The following is a 21,933-nucleotide window of genomic DNA, read 5'->3' on the forward strand; positions in this document are numbered from 1 at the left end:
TTCAACATAAAAGAGCTATCAAACACTGTCTATCAAGCACTGTGATAGTCAATAAATGCTGTAGATAGAGGAAATGGACATGAATGCCTCCCCTTTAAATCAGACTCTTCCACCTTTTGATGAGTTAGTGGATTTAGCTAAACACCACCCTGATGCCTTCGTACAGTTTAAAAAGGACATGTGTGAAGAGATGATTCTCTCCGCCTCTACTGAAATGCAAGATCGCCTATGGGCACAGCAAAGTCATATCGATCGCGTCGTTGACCGCTGTAAAAACCCAATCCAAGCAAATGTTATTTTAATGAAAGAGCTGTCGCAGCAGGTGTATCGCTTTCAAAGCGTGCTAGAAGGGGATGGAAGAGTTGCACAGCCGAGTGCTGACATTATTCCTTTTAGACCTAGAGATGAAGATTGGCGTTAGCTCCTGCCATACTTAGGAATAATTGATAATATTCAAACCTATTGGTACTAACTGCTCTAAATACCAGTTAGTACCTTTAAATATTAAGTCGCTTCATTATTGCGTAGTGAGATCTCTCCCCCAATAAAGCTTTCAATTCCCAGCTCAGTTTCAAGCAATACCGCTCCTTGTTCGTTAATACCCTGCGCAATACCTTCTATCTCTCGCGAACCCATAATCAGCTTCACTTTACGGCCTAAGAAGTTATCCAAGCGATTCCAACGCTCAACAAAGCCCGTCATACCTCGCATTTCATAATCATCCAAGGTGCTATGCAGCGTATTGACCAGTGTTGCGGCCAAATCATTTCGGCGAATAGACGATTGGTTTGGAAGAGTATTACACACTTCAGATAAGCTCACCCACGGCTGAGTAATGTTTGAAGTTATTCCCTGATCTTCTTGGTTGTCGGCAACCATATTCAGGTTGATACCCATACCAATCACAAGGTTTGCTGCTGCACCTGCTTGACCTGACATTTCCACTAAAATGCCCGCAAGTTTTTTGTCCTGAAAATAGAGATCGTTCGGCCATTTTAACTTTACACCATCAATGCCAAGCTTCTCTAACGCTTCAACAATCGCAACACCCACCACGAGGCTTAAGCCCATAGCTGCCGCCATACCAGCATCTAAGCGCCAGTAAATGGAAAGATACAAATTACTGCCAAAAGGGGAAACCCATTCACGACCACGGCGACCACGCCCTTTGGCTTGATATTCAGCAATACAGACTGATCCTGATTCTAGTTGATCCACTCTATCGAGAAGATATTGATTGGTGGAATCGATAATTGGGATAAGATCTAATGGTGTATCGACTTTTGATTTTAATAACGCTTCATCTAAAAGCTGCATCGGCTTAGAAAGCTGATAGCCTTTCCCTTGCACGCTATAGACATCCACGCCCCACTCTTGGATTCCTTTGATGTGTTTACCAACGGCTGCACGTGACATACCTAGTTGTTCACCAAGATCTTGCCCGGAATGAAAGCCTCCCTGAGAAAGCATGTTGAGAATCGTCAATTTTACACTGTGGTCTTTCATTGTTCGTTCTCCACTTGAGCTCTTTCAGCCAGTATGGTTTTCAGATTAGTTTCGCCTGTCGCACTCATAAAACGAACTTCATGCTCAAGCTCTATGCTGTATCTGTCCAATACGGCTTGACGAACTTTTGCCGCAAGCAGTACCACATCATTGGCCGTCGCATTATTTTTGTTAACAATAACCAACGCTTGATTCGGGTGTACTTGCGCACCACCAACCATCGTACCTTTCAAGCCGCATTGGTCGATCAGCCACCCTGCAGCAATCTTCATCCCTTCATGACCGTTTTCATCTATCGCAGGATAAGCAACAATATTAGGAAAGCGAGTCTGTAAACTTTGAAAAGTCGATATTGAAATAATTGGGTTTTTAAAAAAACTGCCTGCATTGCCTGTTTCAGCAGGATTTGGCAGTTTTTCTAAACGCACCTGACAAACACAATCAAAGACCTCCTTGGAGGTAACCGTCGCTTCATCGAATGCCTTTAACGGCCCATAACCAATATTGGGTTTCCACTGTTTCGCTAGCGTTAAGCCCACAGCCACAACGATAACTTTCTGGTAAAGCTGATGCTTAAAAATTGAATCTCGATAGCCAAATAGACATTCTTGATTGGTTAAGCGCTTTACTTCAAGGCTCTCTAAACAAAGTACATCGACATATTCACAGATATCTTTGAATTCAACACCGTACGCACCAATGTTTTGAATCGGCGCAGAGCCAGCACAGCCCGGGATCAATGCTAAGTTTTCTAGTCCGTTATAGCCTTGTTCCACACTCCATTTCACCAATGACGGCCAATCTTCTCCACCGTTCACATGTAAGCAGTAGTCATTACGAGTCTCATTAACGTCAATACCCTTCAAACCATTTATAATAACGAGTCCTTGGAAACGCTCAGTAAAGAGCATGTTGCTTCCCTTACCTAAGACAAGTTTAGGTAGAGGTGACCATTGCGCAGATTGATAGGCTTCCTTCAACTCTAAAATTGAAGAGACTTCGATTAGCTGCTCACACAACTGCTCAATGCCAAAAGTATGATAAGAACTAAGATTCGCGTTAGATAGAGATTGCATGGGATTCATCGGGTAACTTAAACTTCGGTTATTCTACATGACAACACGATGATTAGATAAGAGGAAGGTCAGAATGAGTGAGTTGCCCATTTCAAACAAGATGCAGCCAGAACTGACAATTGCTGTTTTAGACCCAATTAAAGTGCCATTGGTAACTCGCTTGTATAAAGCCCACTACCCTTCGGGCAAAGCAAAAAAAGATGAGCGAATCATCACGGCTTCCATCAATCATACAATGGTTGGTGTGGTTCGGTTTCGCAGCATCGAGCAGTATCGACTACTCACTGGAATGCTAATTATTCCTGAGAGGCGTGACCAAGGTGTTGGCCATCAGCTGCTTGACCATTGCCAAGCTCATGAGCTGTCAAACAGTGACTTTTGTTTTGCTTATCAGCATCTAGAACACTTCTATAGCCAGCATCAATTTCACACTATTAAGCCAACTGAGTTACCCAACACCCTCAAAAACCTTTTCGAGCGATACGTAAATAGTGGTAGAAGTCTCATTCCTATGCAGTTTCAGGCTGATAATTAATCAACCATGCGCCTTTTCTGGTAAAGGGTCGATGAAGTTTGGTAATATTCGTCTCTTGCATTTTTTCGCAGCGGTTATTACGTTTACCAGAAGAATATTATTGGAAAACTAAGCCCAGCTTTTAACGACTAAGGTGATACCTCCAGCATGATGGTGAACAGGAATCCATTAACTCAACTGCCAACCCTTGCCCTAGAACCAGAGAACTTCGATGTACTCTATTCAGCGCACGAGTTCCGAACTCGCGTAATAAAAGCGATTCAGGAGGCAAGTAAACGGATTTACCTTGTAGCTCTTTATCTTGAGGATGATGAAGCCGGTCGTGAGATCTTATCTGAGCTGTATAAAGCAAAGCAAAAGAATCCAGATTTAGACGTGAATGTTTGTGTTGATTGGCACCGAGCACAGCGCGGCTTAATTGGGGCAGCGCCGTCAGAAACCAATGCAACAATGTATCAATCATTTGCTGATCAACATGAGCATAAAGTGCCAGTTTACGGCGTGCCCGTTCGTGGCCGTGAAGTATTTGGTGTATTGCACCTCAAAGGTTTTATCATTGATGATGAGGTAATCTATAGCGGCGCAAGCTTAAATAATATCTACCTGCACTATCAAGACCGTTACCGATTTGACCGCTACCATGTACTAAAACAATCGGCATTGGCTGACAGCATGGTGCGCTTTATTCGCGATTCACTGATTGATCACCCTGCGGTCAATAATCTTGCGTGTGAAATAAAACCAACCACCAAAGATATAAAAGCAGATATTCGTCAATTGCGAGCATCACTTGCTCAATCTAAATATCAGTTCAAGTCAGAGACTGTTAACAATGAACAAATCGCAGTTACGCCATTAGTTGGCGTAGGTAAGCGTCGCAACAAACTAAATAACAGTGTGAACCAACTACTTGCAGCTGCGAAAGATGAGATTTTCATCTGCACGCCTTACTTTAACTTCCCACGTAGCGTTGCCAAAGAAGTTAAAAAAGCGATAAAGCGCGGCGTCAAAGTAACGATTATAGTCGGCGACAAAACGGCCAATGATTTCTATATATCGCCGGAAGAGGCGTTCAAAACCATTGGTGGGCTACCTTATCTTTATGAGATGAATCTACGCAAGTTCGCCAAAGCAAATGAGGCAAATATTGCCAGTCGTAAGCTCTCTATTCACCTATGGAAACACGATAGCAACAGCTTCCACCTAAAAGGTATTTGGGTCGATAAGCGTTACATGTTACTGACAGGTAATAACCTTAACCCAAGAGCGTGGAAGCTTGATCTTGAGAACGCTATTTTGATCCAAGATAACTACAACCATCTGACTAAAAAGTTTGAGCTAGAGGTTGAAAACATTTTAAAGCATACAGAAATGATTTGCGCGTATCGCCAATTAGAAAAGTTAGAACACTACCCCGCGCCAGTACAGAAGCTTATTCGCAAGATCACTAGGGTAAAAGCGGATCGGGTTTTGAAGCAGATATTGTAGGAAAGTGCAGAAATCCAAAGCTTAAAAAACAAAAAGGCTTCTATCAAAGGAGCCTTTCTACTTCAAAGTAATAGCCTAATGAATAACTTCATCATCTAGCTCACAATTCTGAGCTTTCCAGACAAGATCACCTATCCCATCTGTTGGATTAAAGTCAGTAGGTGCGTCGAGTAGTAATTTGCGAATTTTATTATGATCGAAGTCATGACAAGCGGAGTCTAATGCGTTGATTAGCTGACTATAGTCCTCCAAAGATAAGAAACGCTCATTCGCTGTCATAATTCGCTCATGTGCTGTTTGTCCGACATTATCACCAATTAATAGTTCTTCAAACAGCTTCTCTCCTGGACGAAGGCCCGAAAATTCAATGCCTATATCACCGTACGGATTTTCTTCTGTTTTAACTTCAAGTCCAGAAAGCTGAATAAGGTTTTCAGCTAAATCAGTAATTTTTACTGGATCCCCCATATCCAAGACAAAGACATCACCACCTTTACCCATCGCACCAGCTTGAATGACTAATTGAGCAGCTTCTGGAATGGTCATAAAATAACGGATAATATCAGGGTGAGTTACCGTTACTGGCCCACCTTTGGCTATCTGCTTTTTAAATAGCGGTATGACTGATCCGGAAGATCCAAGAACGTTACCAAAGCGGACCATACAAAATCGAGTACCCCCTTGCTTAGCATTTTCTTGCTTGGCTAAGGCTTGCAGACCAAGCTCAGCGACTCGCTTAGTAGTGCCCATTACGTTCGTTGGACGAACAGCTTTATCAGTAGAGATAAGCACGAAAGACTCCACACTTGCTTCAATGGCAGCTTTAGCTGTGTAGTAGGTGCCAAATACATTATTGCGGACGCCCTCCACAACATTATACTCAACTAACGGAACATGCTTGTAAGCAGCTGCGTGATAGACAGTCTGGACATTAAAGCTACTCATAACAGTAGATAATCTATTAATTCGCTGAACAGAGCCCAGTAGTGGAACTATTACTACTTCTAGCCCCATACTTTCAGTTAATTGATTTAACTCTCTATCTACTTGATATAACCCAAATTCAGAGAGTTCAAACAGCACTAATGATCTAGGCTGCAGTTTAATAATCTGTCGGCATAATTCAGAGCCAATAGACCCACCGGCCCCCGTAACCATGACTACTTTATTTTTAATATTAGCTTCCATCAATGCCTGTTGAGGTATAACAGGGTCTCGACCAAGTAGATCGTCTATAGCTACATCTTTGAGCTCATCAATTTGAGCCTTACCTTCTACGATATCCTTCATGTCAGGAACTGTCAGAACCTCCGAAGGAAGGTGCACAAGAGCACTCAAAATCTCTTTTCGTCTAGCTCTAGATGCACTAGGGACAGCTAGCAGTATCTGACTAACACAATGCTTCTCAACAATAGTCCCTGCTCGACTGATATCCTTGACCTTTAGCCCCATAATAATAGTATTTTCCAAAGTACTATCTTCATCAATAAAACCTACAACTCTATGAGTTTCAGATGATCTCAATGCTAACGCTAATTGTCGACCTGCCGCACCAGCGCCATAAATTAGTACATTTTTTTTTCCTTTACTGCCGATTTCTGCAACCAACACACGAATAACAAGTCTAGAACCTCCGCTCAACAAGCATAGGAATGCACCATAGATAATAGGCACAGAACGAGGAACTGAAGCGTCAAAATAAAATGCCAAAACGGATACTGTAGCAGCTGAAACCGCAGTGCCAACACTAACAACAGCAAGAGCATGAAAGGTCAAATAACGTAGAACCGCTCTATATAATCCTAGCTTCGTATAAACTAAAATTGTCACTATCAAGGTGCCGAGAACAACGTATTGAGTTGAAACATCGTCTAAAGGCTTGATGTGACCAATACGAGTCCAATACGCTGCATGAAAAGAAGCGATGATGAACATCATATCTATAACGACACTAATCAATCGCTTATGAAAACGGGATAAACCCCAAAGGAAATTAAGCCTAGCCATTATTGTTCTCTTAATAAAGCTAACGCCAGTATTGTGCTGACGTTATTGGAAAATGTCAGTATAAGCGCTCATATAGCACTGTCTACTTAACTGCATCACCACTACCACTTCCTGTTGCCGTCATAATGATATAAGAAAAATATTTTATTATCGTAAGTGTATCAATCATTTGACGATCTGTATCAGCTAATAAACTAGGAGTAGACATATCTATATTATTCACCTGAGCTAAACCAGTAATTCCTGGTAGAACATCGTATACCCCTAGACTATCACGCTCTTTAATTAACTCTTCTTGGTTAAATAAATTGGGACGAGGGCCGACTAAACTCATTTCACCCTTTAGCACGTTAATCAGCTGAGGCAGTTCATCAATCTTTGTTTTACGCAAAAAAGCACCGACTATTGTTATGGAAGCATTACTGGCTAAGTGGCTGGCCACGGATTTAGTTTCCACCGACATAGTACGAAACTTAATTAGTTTGAATGGCTTCTTATAGCGCCCCACTCGCTCTTGCACGAAAACAGGTGAACCTGTATCAAAAAGACCAATAATGATAACAATGAGGAATATAGGCCATAAGAACAACAAACCGAAAAACGATGCTAAAAAATCCAAAAGACGTATCATTAATTTCTCTCTTTACTTTGTTCTCTTAAAAACGCCATTGACTCTTCCATCGTATATGGAGGCTTCCAACCTAACACTTTTTTCAAGTCCGATGAATCCACCTGTAAATTACCAACCAACTGTTCAACCATAGCAGACTTACCAAGTAACTTCCCACCGAGCCTCATTAAGCTTACAGGTACTGGAAGCTGATAGAGTTTTTTACCTAAGCCTTTCGCGATAGCGTTTGTAAACTCTTTAATTGAAACAGTATCCCCTTCACTCGCTAAAAAAACTCTATTTCTGGCACAAGGGTGTAAAGCGCAACACTTAAGGAGATCTTTAAGATTCTCAACAGAGATAAAATCACGTTTGTTACCCACAGCATAAAAAGGTAAAACAGAAATTCGAGAAAGGAGTTTAGTGAGTAGCCCAAAATTACCTGGGGCATTTACTCCATATACTAATGTTGGTCGTACAATAACAACTTCCAACCCAGTATCTAGAGACAGCTCTTTTAAACCAATTTCAGCAGTAAGTTTAGAACGCGTGTAGTTATTGTCAGGCACCAGTGGGCTCTTGGCCGTTATGGGAGCATCAAAACTAGCAGGCCCATGGACACCTATTGAACTAACAAAAACAAATCTTTTAACACCAGCCGAAGCAGCTTGTTTCGCTAAGTGTAACGCACCGTCAATATTTACCTTCTTATAATCATCACGAGTAAAGCTTTGTGAATGGGCAAGTGCTGCCAAATGTATAACAACGTCGATATCGTCAAAAGCACTTGACCAATCAGTTTGTCCATTGATTGCATCGATAGTATATTTCTCGCATCTCCAGCGTTTACAACTATCGCCATCACGTACAACAATCCGCTTGATGTTGTCGTCACCATAAAAATGGCTTCCCACGAAACCACTACTACCTGTTAATAAAATTTTCATAATTTAATCTTTGAATACATTGCAAACACTAGCTCTATAAATACTAGTATTTCGTCATCTTAACCTTGACCTTAAAAAAGGGGTTCTGCTTATTAACAACCGATATATACCACGAAAATTCGACAACACAATCATCTATATAACAACGCCAATAACCCCAACCTTAAACTTTGAAGCCATCAACCAGTTCTAAGTACTTTAAACTAACGACTTTTTCTCTCAGGGAGTTTACGTGTCGGTCACTATAACTTAGCTCTAAAAGAAGCCCGTCTACAATAGAATATTTAAAACCGAGCCGGTGTAAACCAAACTTAATATAGTCATGTTTATAAATGTATATTTGCATACCAGAACAAAGTGCATCGACTAATGTATGAGGAATACCTTCACCGTAACCTGATGGTTGAAAAAAGCGATACCCGCCACCAAAGATTTCACTCTGAGGTAAGAAGCCAGTCCCTAGTGCTTGCTCACCATGGAAGTAATCTTGAACTACAGCTTTTGAGCAACCAACTAAAACAACCTTACTTTTTCCATCAACTAAACTGAACGCACTGATTATAGAGCTTGCAATCAATGGAAGTTTACTGTCCCTTGAAACGATCACGATATTTTCAGTTTGACCAAGACGTCTAGCATTACCGCCCGAGCCGGGGACCCAATAGTATTTACGTTTCGACAAATATGTAAAATATCTATAATCTGCGTAGTTTTGAAAAACAATTTTTTTTCTAATATTAATTTTAAAAAGTAAATTAATAGAAAGCCTGAATAAACGGGATGTCCTCTTTCTACCCATCCCATTGATTATAATTACACCTTTACGCCAAAAAAAAAGCATAAATACAATGTTACTTTTTATATTTGAAGAAATAAAAAATCGGTCTAACAACATCAGAGACATAATATAATATAAAAAGCCAAAAGCACTATCAAGCAAGCCAATACTCTTAAACGCTAATCCACGGGAATCAAGTTCACCCATTAACCCTGAACGATAGTTAACATTATAGTCAGCTTTATCATTTAGTAAAAAAAACTCCACCCCAGCCTCTCATTAGAAATAAAACTTGCAATAAGGCCTTAAACATATTCAAAGCCGACGAAGTTATGACTACGTATAATACCCCTTAAACCAACTAACAAATTCCTTTACACCTAACTTAATGCCTACTTGTGGTTTGTAACCAATAGCTTGAAACAAATCTTGTGTATCGGCATAGGTTTGGTACACATCGCCTGGCTGCATTTCTCTAAAATTTTTCTTCGCTTCAATACCGAGTTCGTCTTCAATAGCTTTTACAAAATCCATCAAATTGATTGGAGAACCATGGCCAATGTTATATACCGCATAAGGCGCAGAGCTCGTTGCTGGAGAGCCAGCCTCCACAGTCCAATCATTATCACGATTTGGCACCACATCAGCGATACGTACTACACCCTCAACAATATCATTTACGTGAGTAAAATCCCGCCACATGTCACCATTGTTATTGATATCAATAGTATCGCCATCGAGAATTTTCTTAGTAAAAATAAACGGCGCCATATCTGGGCGCCCCCACGAGCCATACACAGTAAAAAATCGTAAGCCTGTGGTAGGAATATCGTACAGATGAGAATAACTGTGCGCCATAAGTTCATTTGACTTCTTTGTTGCGGCATACAATGATACAGGGTGGTCAACTGAATCTGACGTTGCAAACGGAGTTTTAGCATTCAACCCATAAACAGAACTTGAAGAGGCATAAACCAAATGCTTCACCTTACTATGGCGGCACCCTTCAAGAATATTTAAGTGGCCGAGTAAGTTTGAATCGGCGTAAGCATGCGGGTTTTCAATGGAATAGCGAACGCCTGCTTGCGCTGCTAAGTGGATCACTTGATCAAACTGTTCAGTTTCAAACAAGTGAGCAACACTATCACGAGCAGCGATGTCTAACTGAACCAGTTTAAAGTTATCATGTTGAATACGATTCAGACGTGCTTCTTTCAAAGCCACATCGTAGTAATCATTCAGATTATCGATACCAACAACCTGATGCCCTTTGTCGGTTAACTTCTCGACCACGGCACTGCCGATAAAACCGGCTGCGCCCGTTACCAAATACTTCATTATTATAATCCTTAATCTGAACCGAATAAATCGCGCGTATATACTTTGTCTTTGACATCCTCCAACTCTTGGGCCATGCGGTTTGAAACAATGACATCACAGCTTAACTTAAACTGCTCAAAATCAGCCAACACTAATGAACGGAAGAACTCTTTTTCTTTAAACTCTGGTTCAAACACCACAACTTCAATGCCTTTTGCTTTAAGACGCTTCATAATACCTTGAATACTCGAAGCACGAAAGTTATCAGAACCAGACTTCATCACCAATCGGTAAATACCGACGCGCGTTGGGTTTCTTTTAATAATCGAATCGGCAATAAAGTCTTTGCGTGTGGTGTTCGAGTCTACAATGGCACCGATAATATTGTTAGGAACATCAGAGTAATTAGCACGCAGTTGTTTGGTATCTTTTGGTAAGCAGTAACCGCCATAACCAAATGAAGGATTATTATAATAAGAACCAATACGGGGGTCTAAACATACACCTTCGATAATTTGGCGCGTATCTAATCCGTGAGATTCTGCGTAGGTGTCTAGCTCATTAAAGTAAGCGACACGAAGTGCCAAGTAGGTATTAGAGAACAGCTTTACGGCTTCTGCCTCTGTTGAATCAGTATATAAGATTTCAACATCTTTTTTAACTGCCCCTTCTAACAACAGGTTCGCAAACAATGTCGCCCGCTCGGAGCGCTCACCGACCACAATACGTGATGGGTGCAGATTGTCGTATAAGGCTTTACCTTCACGTAAAAACTCAGGAGAAAACATAACATTTTCACACCCTAACTTTTGTTTAATCCGCGCGCTATAACCTACAGGAACGGTAGATTTAATCACCATCACCGCTTTAGGATTGATACTCATAACATCTTTAATCACCGCTTCAACCGATGATGTGTTAAAGTAGTTGGTTTTTATATCATAATCGGTAGGTGTTGCGATAATGACGTATTCCGCTTCTTTATATGCTGTTTCTTTATCTAAGGTAGCGGTGAAGTTAAGCGATTTATTGGTGAGGAAATCGGTAATTTCTTTATCAACAATGGGAGATTGCTTGTTATTTAGCATCTTTACTTTTTCAGCCATGATATCAACTGCCACGACTTCGTGGTGCTGAGCCAATAACATAGCATTGGAAAGGCCTACGTAGCCTGTACCTGCAATTGCAATTTTCATAAATAAACCATTTAAGTAATAATTGGTATTCAAAACAGGGAAACCGAATGAACAACACCATCGCGTAAGACTTATAAGAGCCTTACTTAGACAATTTTCTTCCATTGCTTAGGGCTAGATTACGAAAATCCTTGGCCCGCAAGAGCTAGCGATAGGTAGCTCGAATTTCGATTGACCTTTCGCTGCTTTATTTCTAACCCTGCCTTAAATGTTTTTTAATTTGTCAGCATATTTAATGCCATGTGACGGACCACTGTTAAATGCTCACCTGCAGACTCTCGCTGGATTCGGCACTTATCTTCATTCATACCAACATCCAAGCGCCAGTGCATTTGAACTTCAGTACTCCAGTGTGTTCGTGATTTTTCCAACTGCTATTTAGAGCCTAATACGCCTGAACTGATACAGTAACGAATACTCAATGTCTCCGCTGGTTTGTCGCCTTATTGCCTAATCGACGTTACCCTTGCCGATAGTTTTTAGCTTAGGCCAATCAATAGCAAAACCTTGCAGTAGGACCATGATCTTGCTCTTGAATACAAGGCTTGTCGCCGTCAGAGTCATGTATAATGTATCATGCACGGACTGAACCTATTGCTTATGTGTTGTTATGGTCGTCCCTGATTACCTTTCACTCCAAGAAGGTAGTCTTGCATCCTTATCTACTACTTGCCTAGCAACCTCTCTCTGGCATCCCATAGTAAGAAGATATCCCGGGTTCTCTAGGCGTTTTGATAGCTGGAATAGTTTTAATCTCGTTGGATTTTTTAGCAGTTTTCACCTAACTCAATACTTGCTAATTCGCAGTACTAAACGCACTGACCATATGTATCGCTGCTTTGGGTTTTTCCTTGTCACAAGTGCCTCATAACGTTAACCTTCAATTGCTATCACAGCACCTTGTGTCACCCCATGACAGTCATCTATTCGTGATTGTAGACATTTTGAAATGATAAAATTGATGATTCTCGTAATCGTATCATGGACCGGGATTTCGCTTTCAAAAAAAGCATATTGTTAAAGCCAATAAAGGTCATTATCTCCAAAGTCTTAGAAGCTTCCCCAACCCTCGAAACCTGCAATGGCTACCGCCAAAGTAAGAAAAAACAATATCGGTAAGCTTATGTTCTACTTTCCATGATAGACGTGGCCTTTGATAGCTGAAATATGGTCCAAAAGGATTAATCCGTTCATATAGCTGGTTTTGTAACTGTAAAGGTCAGTATATGATCACAGCTAGAATTGATCGTCAAATCGACCGATACCTTATTTTTAACTTCGGTGCCTTCTATGTAGAAAGTGGTAGAAGTCACTCTCTCAGCCAAGACTTATTCCACAAGGTTTTTCATAATCTTACCCTGTCAATTTCTTGAGTAAAGGCATTCATTATATGGATAGCTCCTCTACCGTTTGTGCGGCCATATAACCCACGCAAAGCATTACAATAACTCACGATGACTTCTCCATTTTTGAGTTTGTGGCAACCTTTCATCTATGGCAGAGCAATTGCCCATAACTCGGGATAACGCGTCTGCCGGTAGAGTGCTAGCTTTAAAAGCACCATATCGCTTTAAGAAGCTCAAGCGAGCATTGCAAAAATCGACAACACCTTCCTGGCCATCATGACTGACAAGACACCACAAATTGTCAGCAAAATAACGGCTGACCGGTTATGGTCAATTTTACTTTCTTGTCGATAATCTTTAATGATTTAAAAATGGATAAGTGGGTTCATTAATTCACTAATATTTTACCTATGAAATAGACTCGGAATTATTAAAAAACAACGAAATAATCTACAAAGTCATTATTTATTTCATGAGGTTGCATTGGAACGCTGCGAGAGTTGTAACTGAAAAAACAAATTATTAGCCTATTACAACACCAGTATAACTCCCATCAAGGAGAGTTATACACTTTAGAAAACACATCATGTATTATGCTTAGTAGTAGAGAAGTGCAACTTACTATAGGTGGGCTGCTAGCGGATACAATAAATTACAAAGTGCATATCAATTATACTTTTGCTTTTGGCTCAAATAGCACATCTGCCATTCTTACAACTCCATTCTTATCCCTTGCAAACTGCAAGACTTTACTTAGCTTAAAATTATTATCCGCCATAAAAAGAACAAGTTCAGAAAAATCATAGCTTTCCTCAAACCTCTTCTCAATCGAAGCCTCACAAACTACAAATTGACACCGTTGTAAGGTATCACTAGCCCCTTTTAATACTTCGAGCTCAAAGCCTTCCGTGTCGATCTTAAGACCAAGTTTAGAAGTACCAAACTTTGTTTTTAACACAATTTCATCTAATGTTTTCAACTCGACTATTTTTTTCTCGAGTTTGTGTCTAGGTCGCTTTGTAAGTTGTGACCGCTCATTTATTGAAGAGAGTGAGGGACGCGTTGTGTCGTAATTTATTTCAATATAGCCACTTTCAGCCCCAACAGCACACTCGTACATTTCAAAGTCCCGATGCTTAATTATATCAGATAGCTCAGTTACAACGTTGAGAGGTTCTATGAGTATAAGGTTCTGATCTGAGAATCGCTCATATAACCAAGGAGTTCCGCCAGCGACCCCAACATCAATAATAGTCTCTACATTATAACCAGGTGGAAGAACTATTCCCTCCCCACCAGTTTCGATATGATGAAGATCTGTAAAGCTACGCCTTGGCCTACGTTGCAGCTCTAATCCCACTAGCGATAATGCCGATTGAATAATTTTTTTCATTCCATTTCCACTTCCATTAATATGTATTTTAGCAATCGAGAGTCTAAGCTAACCAGAGTATGTCATACTAGGAGAAACATCAGATTAATACAGTCCAAGTTCCAACTAATTTCACACTCCTTCGGTTGCCAAGAACAACCTAAGATGCATATTGAACTTGCATATTTACTATGTGATTCATTTTCTTTGTGGCTATTGTTTATCGTTGAGCTAACTAATCATTTCCAAACAAATCTCTAGTATACACCTTATCTTTAACATCATAAATCTCGTCTATCATTCGATTTGATACAATAACATCACAAGATAGTTTGAATTCGTTTAGATCGCGTATAACTTTAGAGTTGAAGAACTCTTCATCTTTCAAAGCAGGCTCATAAAGCACAACTTCAATACCCTTTGCTTTAATTCTCTTCATAACACCCTGAATGCTAGAAGCACGGAAATTATCTGACCCAGCTTTCATAATTAGGCGATAAATACCAACTCTTTTTGGATTACGGCTAATAATGGAATCAGCTATAAAATCTTTCCGGGTCCGATTTGCATCAACGATTGCACCAATAATCTCGTTAGGTACATCTTGATAATTAGCCCGAAGCTGTTTGGTATCTTTTGGTAGACAATACCCACCATAACCAAAAGATGGATTGTTATAATGATGACCTATGCGAGGGTCAAGACTAACGCCTTCTATAATCTGTCGAGCATTAAGATTATGAGTTTCAGCATATGTGTCTAGTTCATTAAAGTATGCAACTCGAAGCGCTAGATAAGTATTTGAAAACAACTTAATAGCTTCAGCTTCCGTTGCGTCTGTGTACAAAACTGGCACCTCGCTCTTTTCTGCTCCGTCTAGTAACATGCGTGCAAATACTTCTGCTCTCTTAGACCTCTCTCCAACGACAATGCGTGATGGGTACAAATTATCGTACAAAGCACGCCCTTCACGCAAAAACTCAGGAGAGAAAATAACGTTATTACACTTAAGGTTTTTCCGAATTTTCTTAGTGTATCCCACGGGTACCGTAGATTTTATTACAATAACTGCATTTGGGTTAATCGACATCACATCTTTAATAACCGCCTCGACAGAACTCGTGTCAAAATAATTAGTCAGTGGATCGTAATTCGTAGGGGTTGCTACAATAATATATGAAGCATTCTTATATGCATATTCCCTATCTAAAGTTGCACAGAACTCTAACTTTTCGTTTTTCAAAAACTCTGAAATTTCTGCATCGACTATTGGAGATAGCTTATTATTAAGCATTTCTACTTTGTCAGCGACTATATCTAACGCAACTACTTTGTGATTCTGTGCTAACAACATAGCGTTAGATAGCCCCACATAACCTGTGCCTACTATAGCTATTTTCATTACTACTGTCTTTCCCATACTAAGCCAATATACGACTTTATTTTGAATGACCCAACATAACAATGTTGAGGTTAGCTTTCCATCTCATTATTAGCAATGCCTTTGACAGAGGGTCAAAGGTTATTACTCAATAGCGTCTCCGGAGCCAATCGCTATAAACTTTGAAACACGTCTTACTAAATACTTCACTAAACCAATAATTACTAAAAGCCAACTTTAACATTACTTAAGAATATAAGCATCAACATCCTAACAACAATAGCCATAATATACACTCTAGGCATGAAAAAATAAAAATCTAGCAACTCTTATAAAAATCATATCCATTCACTCGACTATATCCATACCGCCCCATTGGTTTCCTTGATGTTGTAAAAGCATAATTATATGGGGAAACAGACAAAACCAACCTAGAAAATGAGTCACTATAGCCATATGGATAGGCGTAATAACAAACAAACTCAGGAACATTACTTTTAAACCTTGAATAAGACACATAAACATCAAACAATACAGAGAATAAGTTCAAATAACTATGTTTAATATGATTGCAACCATGAGAACAAATACTTATATTAGTACCATGCTCTAACTTCAAGTATCTCAGGTCCTTCCATGACAATGCTCTATCATAGATTCCAAATCTACGAATATAATATAAATATAGATATCGACCAACTACTCCTAATTGTTTATAAGCAACTCTCAATAAAGCTGATTTAACCTTCATTTTTGTCTCACTCACATTATTAGAATTATCCAATGAATATATTGAACAAAACAAAGTAAATGGGAATGACATTGCCTTCAATTCGCTACTGTACTTCCTTATAGAAAAGTCATTATCGTCAAATGTAATCGAAACTTTATTGACACTAGTGCTTTCAAGATATTCAGGGAGAGAAAGGATTGTATAGCCCCGTCCTTTCAATATAGAAATTAGATTTGAAAACTCTGAAATTGTGATATCATCATTGTCACCAACGGTTCCGTTACGTTCTTCAATTATACGATGAAAATAGAGGATCAATATTATCACCTCCAAACTTTACTAATAAAGATAACAACCCTCATAATTAGTTTTTCTCTAAACCAAAATGACTGATCATTAAGAAAACTCAAGAATCTTTCTTCGTCGAATCTAACTTCATTAAAATCCTTCTTCCTGCCAATAATGTCTAAAACATCATTAGTGCTTTTTAGAGAGGATTGATAAAAACCAACCATAAATGCACGTCTAAGCGAGTTACTATCCCTGACAAAATTGTTCCGAACTCGTTCTGCCAACTGAAACTGTAAATATGCTCCGCTTAACTTTCGTATAGTTCGATTTTCTCCGAAAAACTTCATTCCTCTGTGCATTCCGTAATACATCGCTTGAGTTTCAGAAGGGTTATAACAATGGATAATATCATCTACAAAAAATACATTATCTATAACTTTTCTACCACAGAGAAGTACTGGATCAGGATCGACCCTAATACGACTTTTTGTCTCCAAACTTGGCCAATGAGCATTATTATTAAATATGTGTAAGCCAATGATAGAGTGTTGGGAAAGATAATCAAAAACTGGAATGACTAAATGAGATATGTCTGGATTTTTTTTAAGATAACCATCAAGCTTAATAATAAAGTCATCATTGAATTTCATATCAGCATCAAGCTTAACAAAATAGTCATATTCAGCCCTATTTTCCATAATAGTATTATATACTTTAGTGTCGGCTTCATGCCTTCCTAAGCCTCTAAATATCAAGTGTTCGATATGAACTAAATATTGATATTTTTCGATAGTTTTAGACACTACTTCAATACATTCATCTAGCTCATTCTCGTCAGAGCTCAATGTAATAAAAAGTAGCTTCATTTATGATAGCCCCATAGAAAAGTTAAGTCCCTCTGTATCAGGGAGCTTAATTTCTCCACATCAAACCTTGTAATAGATTTTATTCTATCAAGGTCATCCTTACTTAATTTATCAATCAGTTCTTCTGTCTTAATTCCCTTTGTGGTTTGTAAACCAAAAATGTTTGCTTTGACCTTCAATAAAGTATCAATGACTCCAATTTTTGTGAAAATATCAATAAAAAACAACCTAGATTTACTTTTTTTCACAGTAGCCTGATTCACTTTTCTATTTAAAAGTTGCGGTGAGAAACTAGAATCTATTACACCGAGAAATTCATAAGTATCTTTAATGTAATCCTCTGGTGATTTCACTAGGTCATCGTACACTTGTACTAAGATGTTTTCTTTACCAAAGATATCAATCAACAATTCATATTTCTGCGCATAAAACGATGGTTCTATCCAAGAACTAAACAAATCATAGTTATTAAATACATCTTGTAATTCGTAGCTAAAACTATTTTTCTTTTTCTCGTGCCAGAAATGAGATAACATTCTTTCGACTGGATTCCTTATACAAAAAATAATTTTAGCATCGTTATTATAATGTTTAATCCTCTCTAGAGATAATCTCGACCGGATATAAGAAGGACTAGTTTCTACTTTAATACCGGTAGTTTCAGGAAATTTACTCTCGAACCAATCTTCACCTAAATGATAGTTTATATCAAAAAATTGTATCGCGTCCCTACTTGCTACCGATACTTCTGGGTGCTCTTTCAAACAATTATAGAGCCAAGTGGTCGCTGTCTTTTGAGGGCCAATATGGAAGAAGTTAACTTTTGAATTTTTCATTGTAAAACCAGTTAATTACGGATAATGAAGGTGTGGTTCTTATTTTCATTCTATATCTCACATATACAACCATAAGTAAGTTTTGAAGAATGACCATTATTGCCACGCCAAACATAGCTCCCGGCAAACCAAAGTTTGATATTAAAATAGTATATATTAAAATACCGATAGTTGAAGTAATAACAACAATATTCCTCGCTACCTTTTCCTTACCTGACATTGTTAGCGCAAAATTCACACACCCTGTAGAAACATTTATTACTTGTGCTATTGATAAAATCAAAAATGATTTTATCACTGTACTATTTATAGGAATGGAAAGGAAATTGAAAATTACATTATGGAAAACTAAAACGAACGATAAAATTAAAACTGATGTTAAAAAACCTACGCTAGCTCCAAGTCTTATAAGCCTTTCAAAACTCTCTAGCTTATCTTCTGAATATAGTTTCGCTAAGCGCGGCGGGATAACAGTATTAGATACAACTAAAACAAAACTAAAGATCAACGTCAGTTGATGCAATAATTTCAAAGTACCAATATCACTTACTTCAAGGAAGTAACTGCCAATTAAAAATATTGAAGAATTTTGTAGAAAACCGGATATAGATATAATAAAGAACGAACTCGACTTACTAATAAACTTTCTTCTGTTTAAGTGACATTTATCATTTAATAATCGATCATTCACAAAAGTGCAATAGATTACACTCGCCAACCCTATAGCAACTGTAGTATATAATGCCCATTTATAGAGCTCTTCTACTCCTAGCTTCAAATTAGATTGTAGAGTGAGCCATAAAATCAATATCATTAACAATGATACGCCGCCAGATTCCATTAAAATAGCCAAGGATGGTCGCCTCAACCCTCTTAAAGCACCTGCAAAGATGTAACAAAAAGAAAGAATTGGCCCTAGTAAACATATGAGTACAACAAAATTCTGATTGAGTTTGAAAAAATTGAAAATTGTAGAAATATAAAAAAGTAACAATGACAAACAAAAACAAATCGATAAAGTATACTTCATGCCTTCATAAATAACAGGAGATGCTTTAAATTTGCCATACCCTACTCCAATATAAAACATAATAGTGTTATTAATACCAAACCTAGCTATCAGCGCGTAACATAGAAGTACACTTTGAAACACTGCGTACCTACCAACATCTTCCAATGAATAGACGCTGTTAATTAAAAACACTAAAACAACTGAAGATAGGGAAGTAATAGCTTTAGTACAAAAGGCCTGTAACAATCCGTTTTTAATAAATGCCTTCACACCTTATTTCCCTCAAAAAAAAACCATCCGGCTCTCCTTTATTACCTGAACCTGTTATAACAATAATAATTTGAATAGACAACAGGCCAGAGTTGTAAAGCAGCCACCCGTCAGAATATGAACATTCAAGAGCTATATCACTTACTTTTTATTACCATATAGTCAAAACTTAAAATGGACGTTAGCTATACACAACTTATCCTCTACTTTAACTATGGTTATAAATTCATGCTATAAAGTAAATATCAGCAGTTCATAGACTCACTACACGATTGATGCTAATTTGAATGCACATACGTAACGTATTTTGAATACCTTACGTAGCCACCACAAATAAACCTTCTAAAGAAACTGTACTATATTAAATAGTAATTGAAGGTTTATAATAGAAACCACATACTTTACTTTGAAATAATCAATCCGATTCATCTCTAAAAGAAAAGCGTAACAGAAGTATCATAACTGCTAGTCCAGCCCCCAAAGCTGCACCAAGAAAAACAAATTTCAAATTATTTGATTGAATAGGTGAAGTCGGTAACTTAGGTGGTTTGATAATACTAACTAGTTGCGAGCTTGGTATTTCAAGGTATGCTTTTTTGTAGAGTAATTGAGCTTGCTTTTCTTCTAATATTTCTTTTACTCGGCCAGATTTATTTTCTAATAGTTCCGAATTTTTGAACAAAGTAGCCAAAACCTGCTCCAATTCTCGTTTCTTCAGAGATTGGTTGACATTGTCGCTGAATACCTTGATGCCATCAAATGCATCATTAGATATAGCAGATCGCTTTAACAAACTAATCACTCCAGATTTATTATGTCTAGAAAAATTAATCCCATCAAAAATATTTTTATTATCGTCTCCTGAAGCATTTAGAATATCTTTATGAAATGACTCGGTAGTAATGGAGAGAAACATTTCATTAGCTTCTTGGATAACATAAGCACCAGAAACTAGTCCGCCCCCTTCAGCCAATCCATATGGGTCATTGTGTAAAAATAGCTTAGCCTCTACTTGGTAAACACTTGATTTCGTATAAGTTAAAGCTAAGGCTCCTAATGCAAATAGGACAGTAGCAGTAATTATTACAAACTTACCTGCCCATAAAGTTCTAAACAACTCTCGAAGGTCTATCTCATTATCGGCTTCTATAGAAGAGTAAGACTTCCCGTGAGTTGGCTGTTGCTTCTGTTTGTTCAAAATATCTCCTAGAATGTAAATATTGTGTTGTGTTGTGTTGTGTTGTGTTGTGTTGTGTTAATTGACAAGGCACATAGAGCTCTGTTGTGCAATTGGGAATTCATTACTTTCTAGAGCCCCCAGCCCATATAATCTTGACTAATTCTAGGCAACCACATTGCTAAGGACCAAAATGCCAGAAGTAGATACATAGTATACCTACTTCTGACTCCTAGTAGTGTAATTGAAAATAGAACAATTATAAGCCCACTCTCTAACACACGACCAGAGAAAGGACTTATAAAGTATAGAGATAGATAAAGAAATAAAATAAATATAGCGCTTAATGACTTTAATATTGCATCTCTTCCACTAAGAAGAAACACCAACAAAATAGTCATCCAAAAAAAGAAACCTACTCCACTAACATTCATTGACAATCGGGCAGCTCTTTCCCCTTGCCTAGCTCCGAGAAGAGATGCTATATAGGGAAGTAAAATAGCAATAACTAACAATATAATAAAACCAATCAGCGCTTTAACTCCAGGGGAAATTCCTTTAAATCTCACCATATTGCCTAAAGCCATAACACCTATTATTATAAAAAAACTAACATGAATAAAAGGAGTTAAAGAAATTAAACTGGCTTTAACCTTTAGATTTTTAGAGAAGTAACCCAATGAAAATATAGACATTGCAACGCCCTGTCTCAAATGTACAATATAATTCTTTATCAACAATGGGAATAATAAAGCAAACATAACAAAGAAAAAGTGTTTTCGATTGGCATAACAAAGACTAAAAGACAACAAAAAACATGATATAAATATATACACCCGTATTACTGACTCCGGTGAAAGAATCGAGGCTAGAGCGGTATTTAACAAAAGCCAAATGGGTTCATTAAAAAATGTTCTGAGAAGACCACTTTCCATGTTGTGTAGAAAAATTATATATGATTTCTCAGCATAATATAAATAATTGATCCGATCATAAAATACATCGACAGGTAATGATGACAGAACACCAGAATAAATAAATGATATTAGAAAAGAAATAATCAACCACTGTATTTTATAAGGACAACTATTTTTAATATTAGGCTTCATAATTTGACTCCGACACTCGGTGTTTCTGATATTATCTTTAATTAACCGAGGCCTTAATAAAGACAAAATATTAATAT

The 21,933-nt window shown here is 38.1% G+C and carries 20 protein-coding genes and 1 pseudogene; 3 read left to right on the forward strand and 18 right to left on the reverse strand.

Translation table 11 applies throughout. From position 1 onward, the window contains the following. Positions 1-79: 79 nt before the first annotated feature. A complete protein-coding gene (locus L4C54_RS17955) occupies positions 80-421 on the forward strand; it encodes a DUF3135 domain-containing protein (RefSeq protein ID WP_428809218.1) in 342 nt (113 codons plus the stop codon). A gap of 83 nt (positions 422-504) precedes the next feature. Here the strand turns inward: L4C54_RS17955 and birA are convergent, their stop codons facing one another. Further along, positions 505-1,506, reverse strand: coding sequence for a bifunctional biotin--[acetyl-CoA-carboxylase] ligase/biotin operon repressor BirA (birA, locus tag L4C54_RS17960; RefSeq protein WP_428809219.1), 1,002 nt, complete (start codon positions 1,504-1,506; stop codon positions 505-507). Beyond that, on the reverse strand, positions 1,503-2,591 hold the full coding sequence (gene murB, locus L4C54_RS17965) for a UDP-N-acetylmuramate dehydrogenase (RefSeq protein WP_428809220.1): 1,089 nt from the start codon (positions 2,589-2,591) through the stop codon (positions 1,503-1,505). Before murB ends, birA begins: the two co-directional genes overlap by 4 nt. A gap of 64 nt (positions 2,592-2,655) precedes the next feature. Between murB and L4C54_RS17970 the strand changes: the two genes are divergently transcribed. Beyond that, positions 2,656-3,117, forward strand: coding sequence for a GNAT family N-acetyltransferase (locus L4C54_RS17970; RefSeq protein ID WP_428809221.1), 462 nt, complete (start codon positions 2,656-2,658; stop codon positions 3,115-3,117). A gap of 147 nt (positions 3,118-3,264) precedes the next feature. Beyond that, on the forward strand, positions 3,265-4,605 hold the full coding sequence (pssA, locus tag L4C54_RS17975) for a CDP-diacylglycerol--serine O-phosphatidyltransferase (protein WP_428809222.1): 1,341 nt from the start codon (positions 3,265-3,267) through the stop codon (positions 4,603-4,605). 75 nt (positions 4,606-4,680) lie between these two features. On the opposite strand, the gene L4C54_RS17980 is transcribed toward pssA, so the two are convergent. The 16 genes and pseudogenes from L4C54_RS17980 to L4C54_RS18055 form a co-directional block, all read right to left on the reverse strand. Continuing rightward, a complete protein-coding gene (locus L4C54_RS17980; protein WP_428809223.1) occupies positions 4,681-6,612 on the reverse strand; it encodes a polysaccharide biosynthesis protein in 1,932 nt (643 codons plus the stop codon). An 82-nt stretch (positions 6,613-6,694) separates the two neighbouring features. Then, positions 6,695-7,243, reverse strand: coding sequence for a sugar transferase (locus L4C54_RS17985; RefSeq protein WP_428809224.1), 549 nt, complete (start codon positions 7,241-7,243; stop codon positions 6,695-6,697). Continuing rightward, entirely contained in the window at positions 7,243-8,169 is a 927-nt protein-coding gene (locus L4C54_RS17990; protein ID WP_428809225.1) for an NAD-dependent epimerase/dehydratase family protein, read from the reverse strand. The genes L4C54_RS17985 and L4C54_RS17990 overlap by 1 nt, the downstream gene beginning before the upstream one ends. Before the next feature lie 163 nt (positions 8,170-8,332). Beyond that, complete coding sequence (locus L4C54_RS17995) at positions 8,333-9,214, reverse strand: hypothetical protein (RefSeq protein ID WP_428809226.1); 882 nt, start codon at positions 9,212-9,214, stop codon at positions 8,333-8,335. Positions 9,215-9,283: 69 nt separating this feature from the next. Beyond that, positions 9,284-10,285, reverse strand: coding sequence for an NAD-dependent epimerase (locus L4C54_RS18000; RefSeq protein ID WP_428809227.1), 1,002 nt, complete (start codon positions 10,283-10,285; stop codon positions 9,284-9,286). Positions 10,286-10,296: 11 nt separating this feature from the next. Next, the gene (locus L4C54_RS18005) at positions 10,297-11,463 is read right to left on the reverse strand and encodes a nucleotide sugar dehydrogenase (protein ID WP_428809228.1); all 1,167 of its coding nucleotides are present in this window, start codon (positions 11,461-11,463) and stop codon (positions 10,297-10,299) included. Positions 11,464-11,678: 215 nt separating this feature from the next. Beyond that, positions 11,679-11,834 carry a hypothetical protein gene (locus tag L4C54_RS18010; protein ID WP_428809229.1) on the reverse strand — a complete coding sequence of 52 codons (156 nt, stop codon included), beginning with the start codon at positions 11,832-11,834 and terminating at the stop codon, positions 11,679-11,681. A gap of 79 nt (positions 11,835-11,913) precedes the next feature. Continuing rightward, on the reverse strand, positions 11,914-12,045 hold the full coding sequence (locus L4C54_RS18015) for a hypothetical protein (RefSeq protein WP_428809230.1): 132 nt from the start codon (positions 12,043-12,045) through the stop codon (positions 11,914-11,916). Between the two features lie 793 nt (positions 12,046-12,838). Then, positions 12,839-13,174: pseudogene (locus tag L4C54_RS18020) on the reverse strand (transposase family protein); the annotation flags it as partial. Positions 13,175-13,479: 305 nt separating this feature from the next. Continuing rightward, positions 13,480-14,202 carry an FkbM family methyltransferase gene (locus L4C54_RS18025; RefSeq protein ID WP_428809231.1) on the reverse strand — a complete coding sequence of 241 codons (723 nt, stop codon included), beginning with the start codon at positions 14,200-14,202 and terminating at the stop codon, positions 13,480-13,482. A gap of 214 nt (positions 14,203-14,416) precedes the next feature. Next, a complete protein-coding gene (locus L4C54_RS18030; RefSeq protein ID WP_428809269.1) occupies positions 14,417-15,583 on the reverse strand; it encodes a nucleotide sugar dehydrogenase in 1,167 nt (388 codons plus the stop codon). 1,035 nt (positions 15,584-16,618) lie between these two features. After that, on the reverse strand, positions 16,619-17,452 hold the full coding sequence (locus L4C54_RS18035; RefSeq protein WP_428809232.1) for a glycosyltransferase family protein: 834 nt from the start codon (positions 17,450-17,452) through the stop codon (positions 16,619-16,621). Next, positions 17,449-18,288 (reverse strand): sulfotransferase family protein, encoded by an 840-nt coding sequence (locus tag L4C54_RS18040; RefSeq protein ID WP_428809233.1) that lies wholly within the window; start codon positions 18,286-18,288, stop codon positions 17,449-17,451. Before L4C54_RS18040 ends, L4C54_RS18035 begins: the two co-directional genes overlap by 4 nt. Next, positions 18,269-19,570, reverse strand: coding sequence for a lipopolysaccharide biosynthesis protein (locus L4C54_RS18045; protein WP_428809234.1), 1,302 nt, complete (start codon positions 19,568-19,570; stop codon positions 18,269-18,271). The genes L4C54_RS18040 and L4C54_RS18045 overlap by 20 nt, the downstream gene beginning before the upstream one ends. 415 nt (positions 19,571-19,985) lie before the next feature. Then, entirely contained in the window at positions 19,986-20,768 is a 783-nt protein-coding gene (locus tag L4C54_RS18050) for a Wzz/FepE/Etk N-terminal domain-containing protein (protein ID WP_428809235.1), read from the reverse strand. A 110-nt stretch (positions 20,769-20,878) separates the two neighbouring features. Beyond that, complete coding sequence (locus L4C54_RS18055) at positions 20,879-21,856, reverse strand: hypothetical protein (protein ID WP_428809236.1); 978 nt, start codon at positions 21,854-21,856, stop codon at positions 20,879-20,881. Positions 21,857-21,933: the final 77 nt, after the last annotated feature.

Origin of the sequence: Vibrio lamellibrachiae (genome assembly GCF_050337265.1) — a bacterium.
GTDB classification, from domain to species: domain Bacteria; phylum Pseudomonadota; class Gammaproteobacteria; order Enterobacterales; family Vibrionaceae; genus Vibrio; species Vibrio kyushuensis.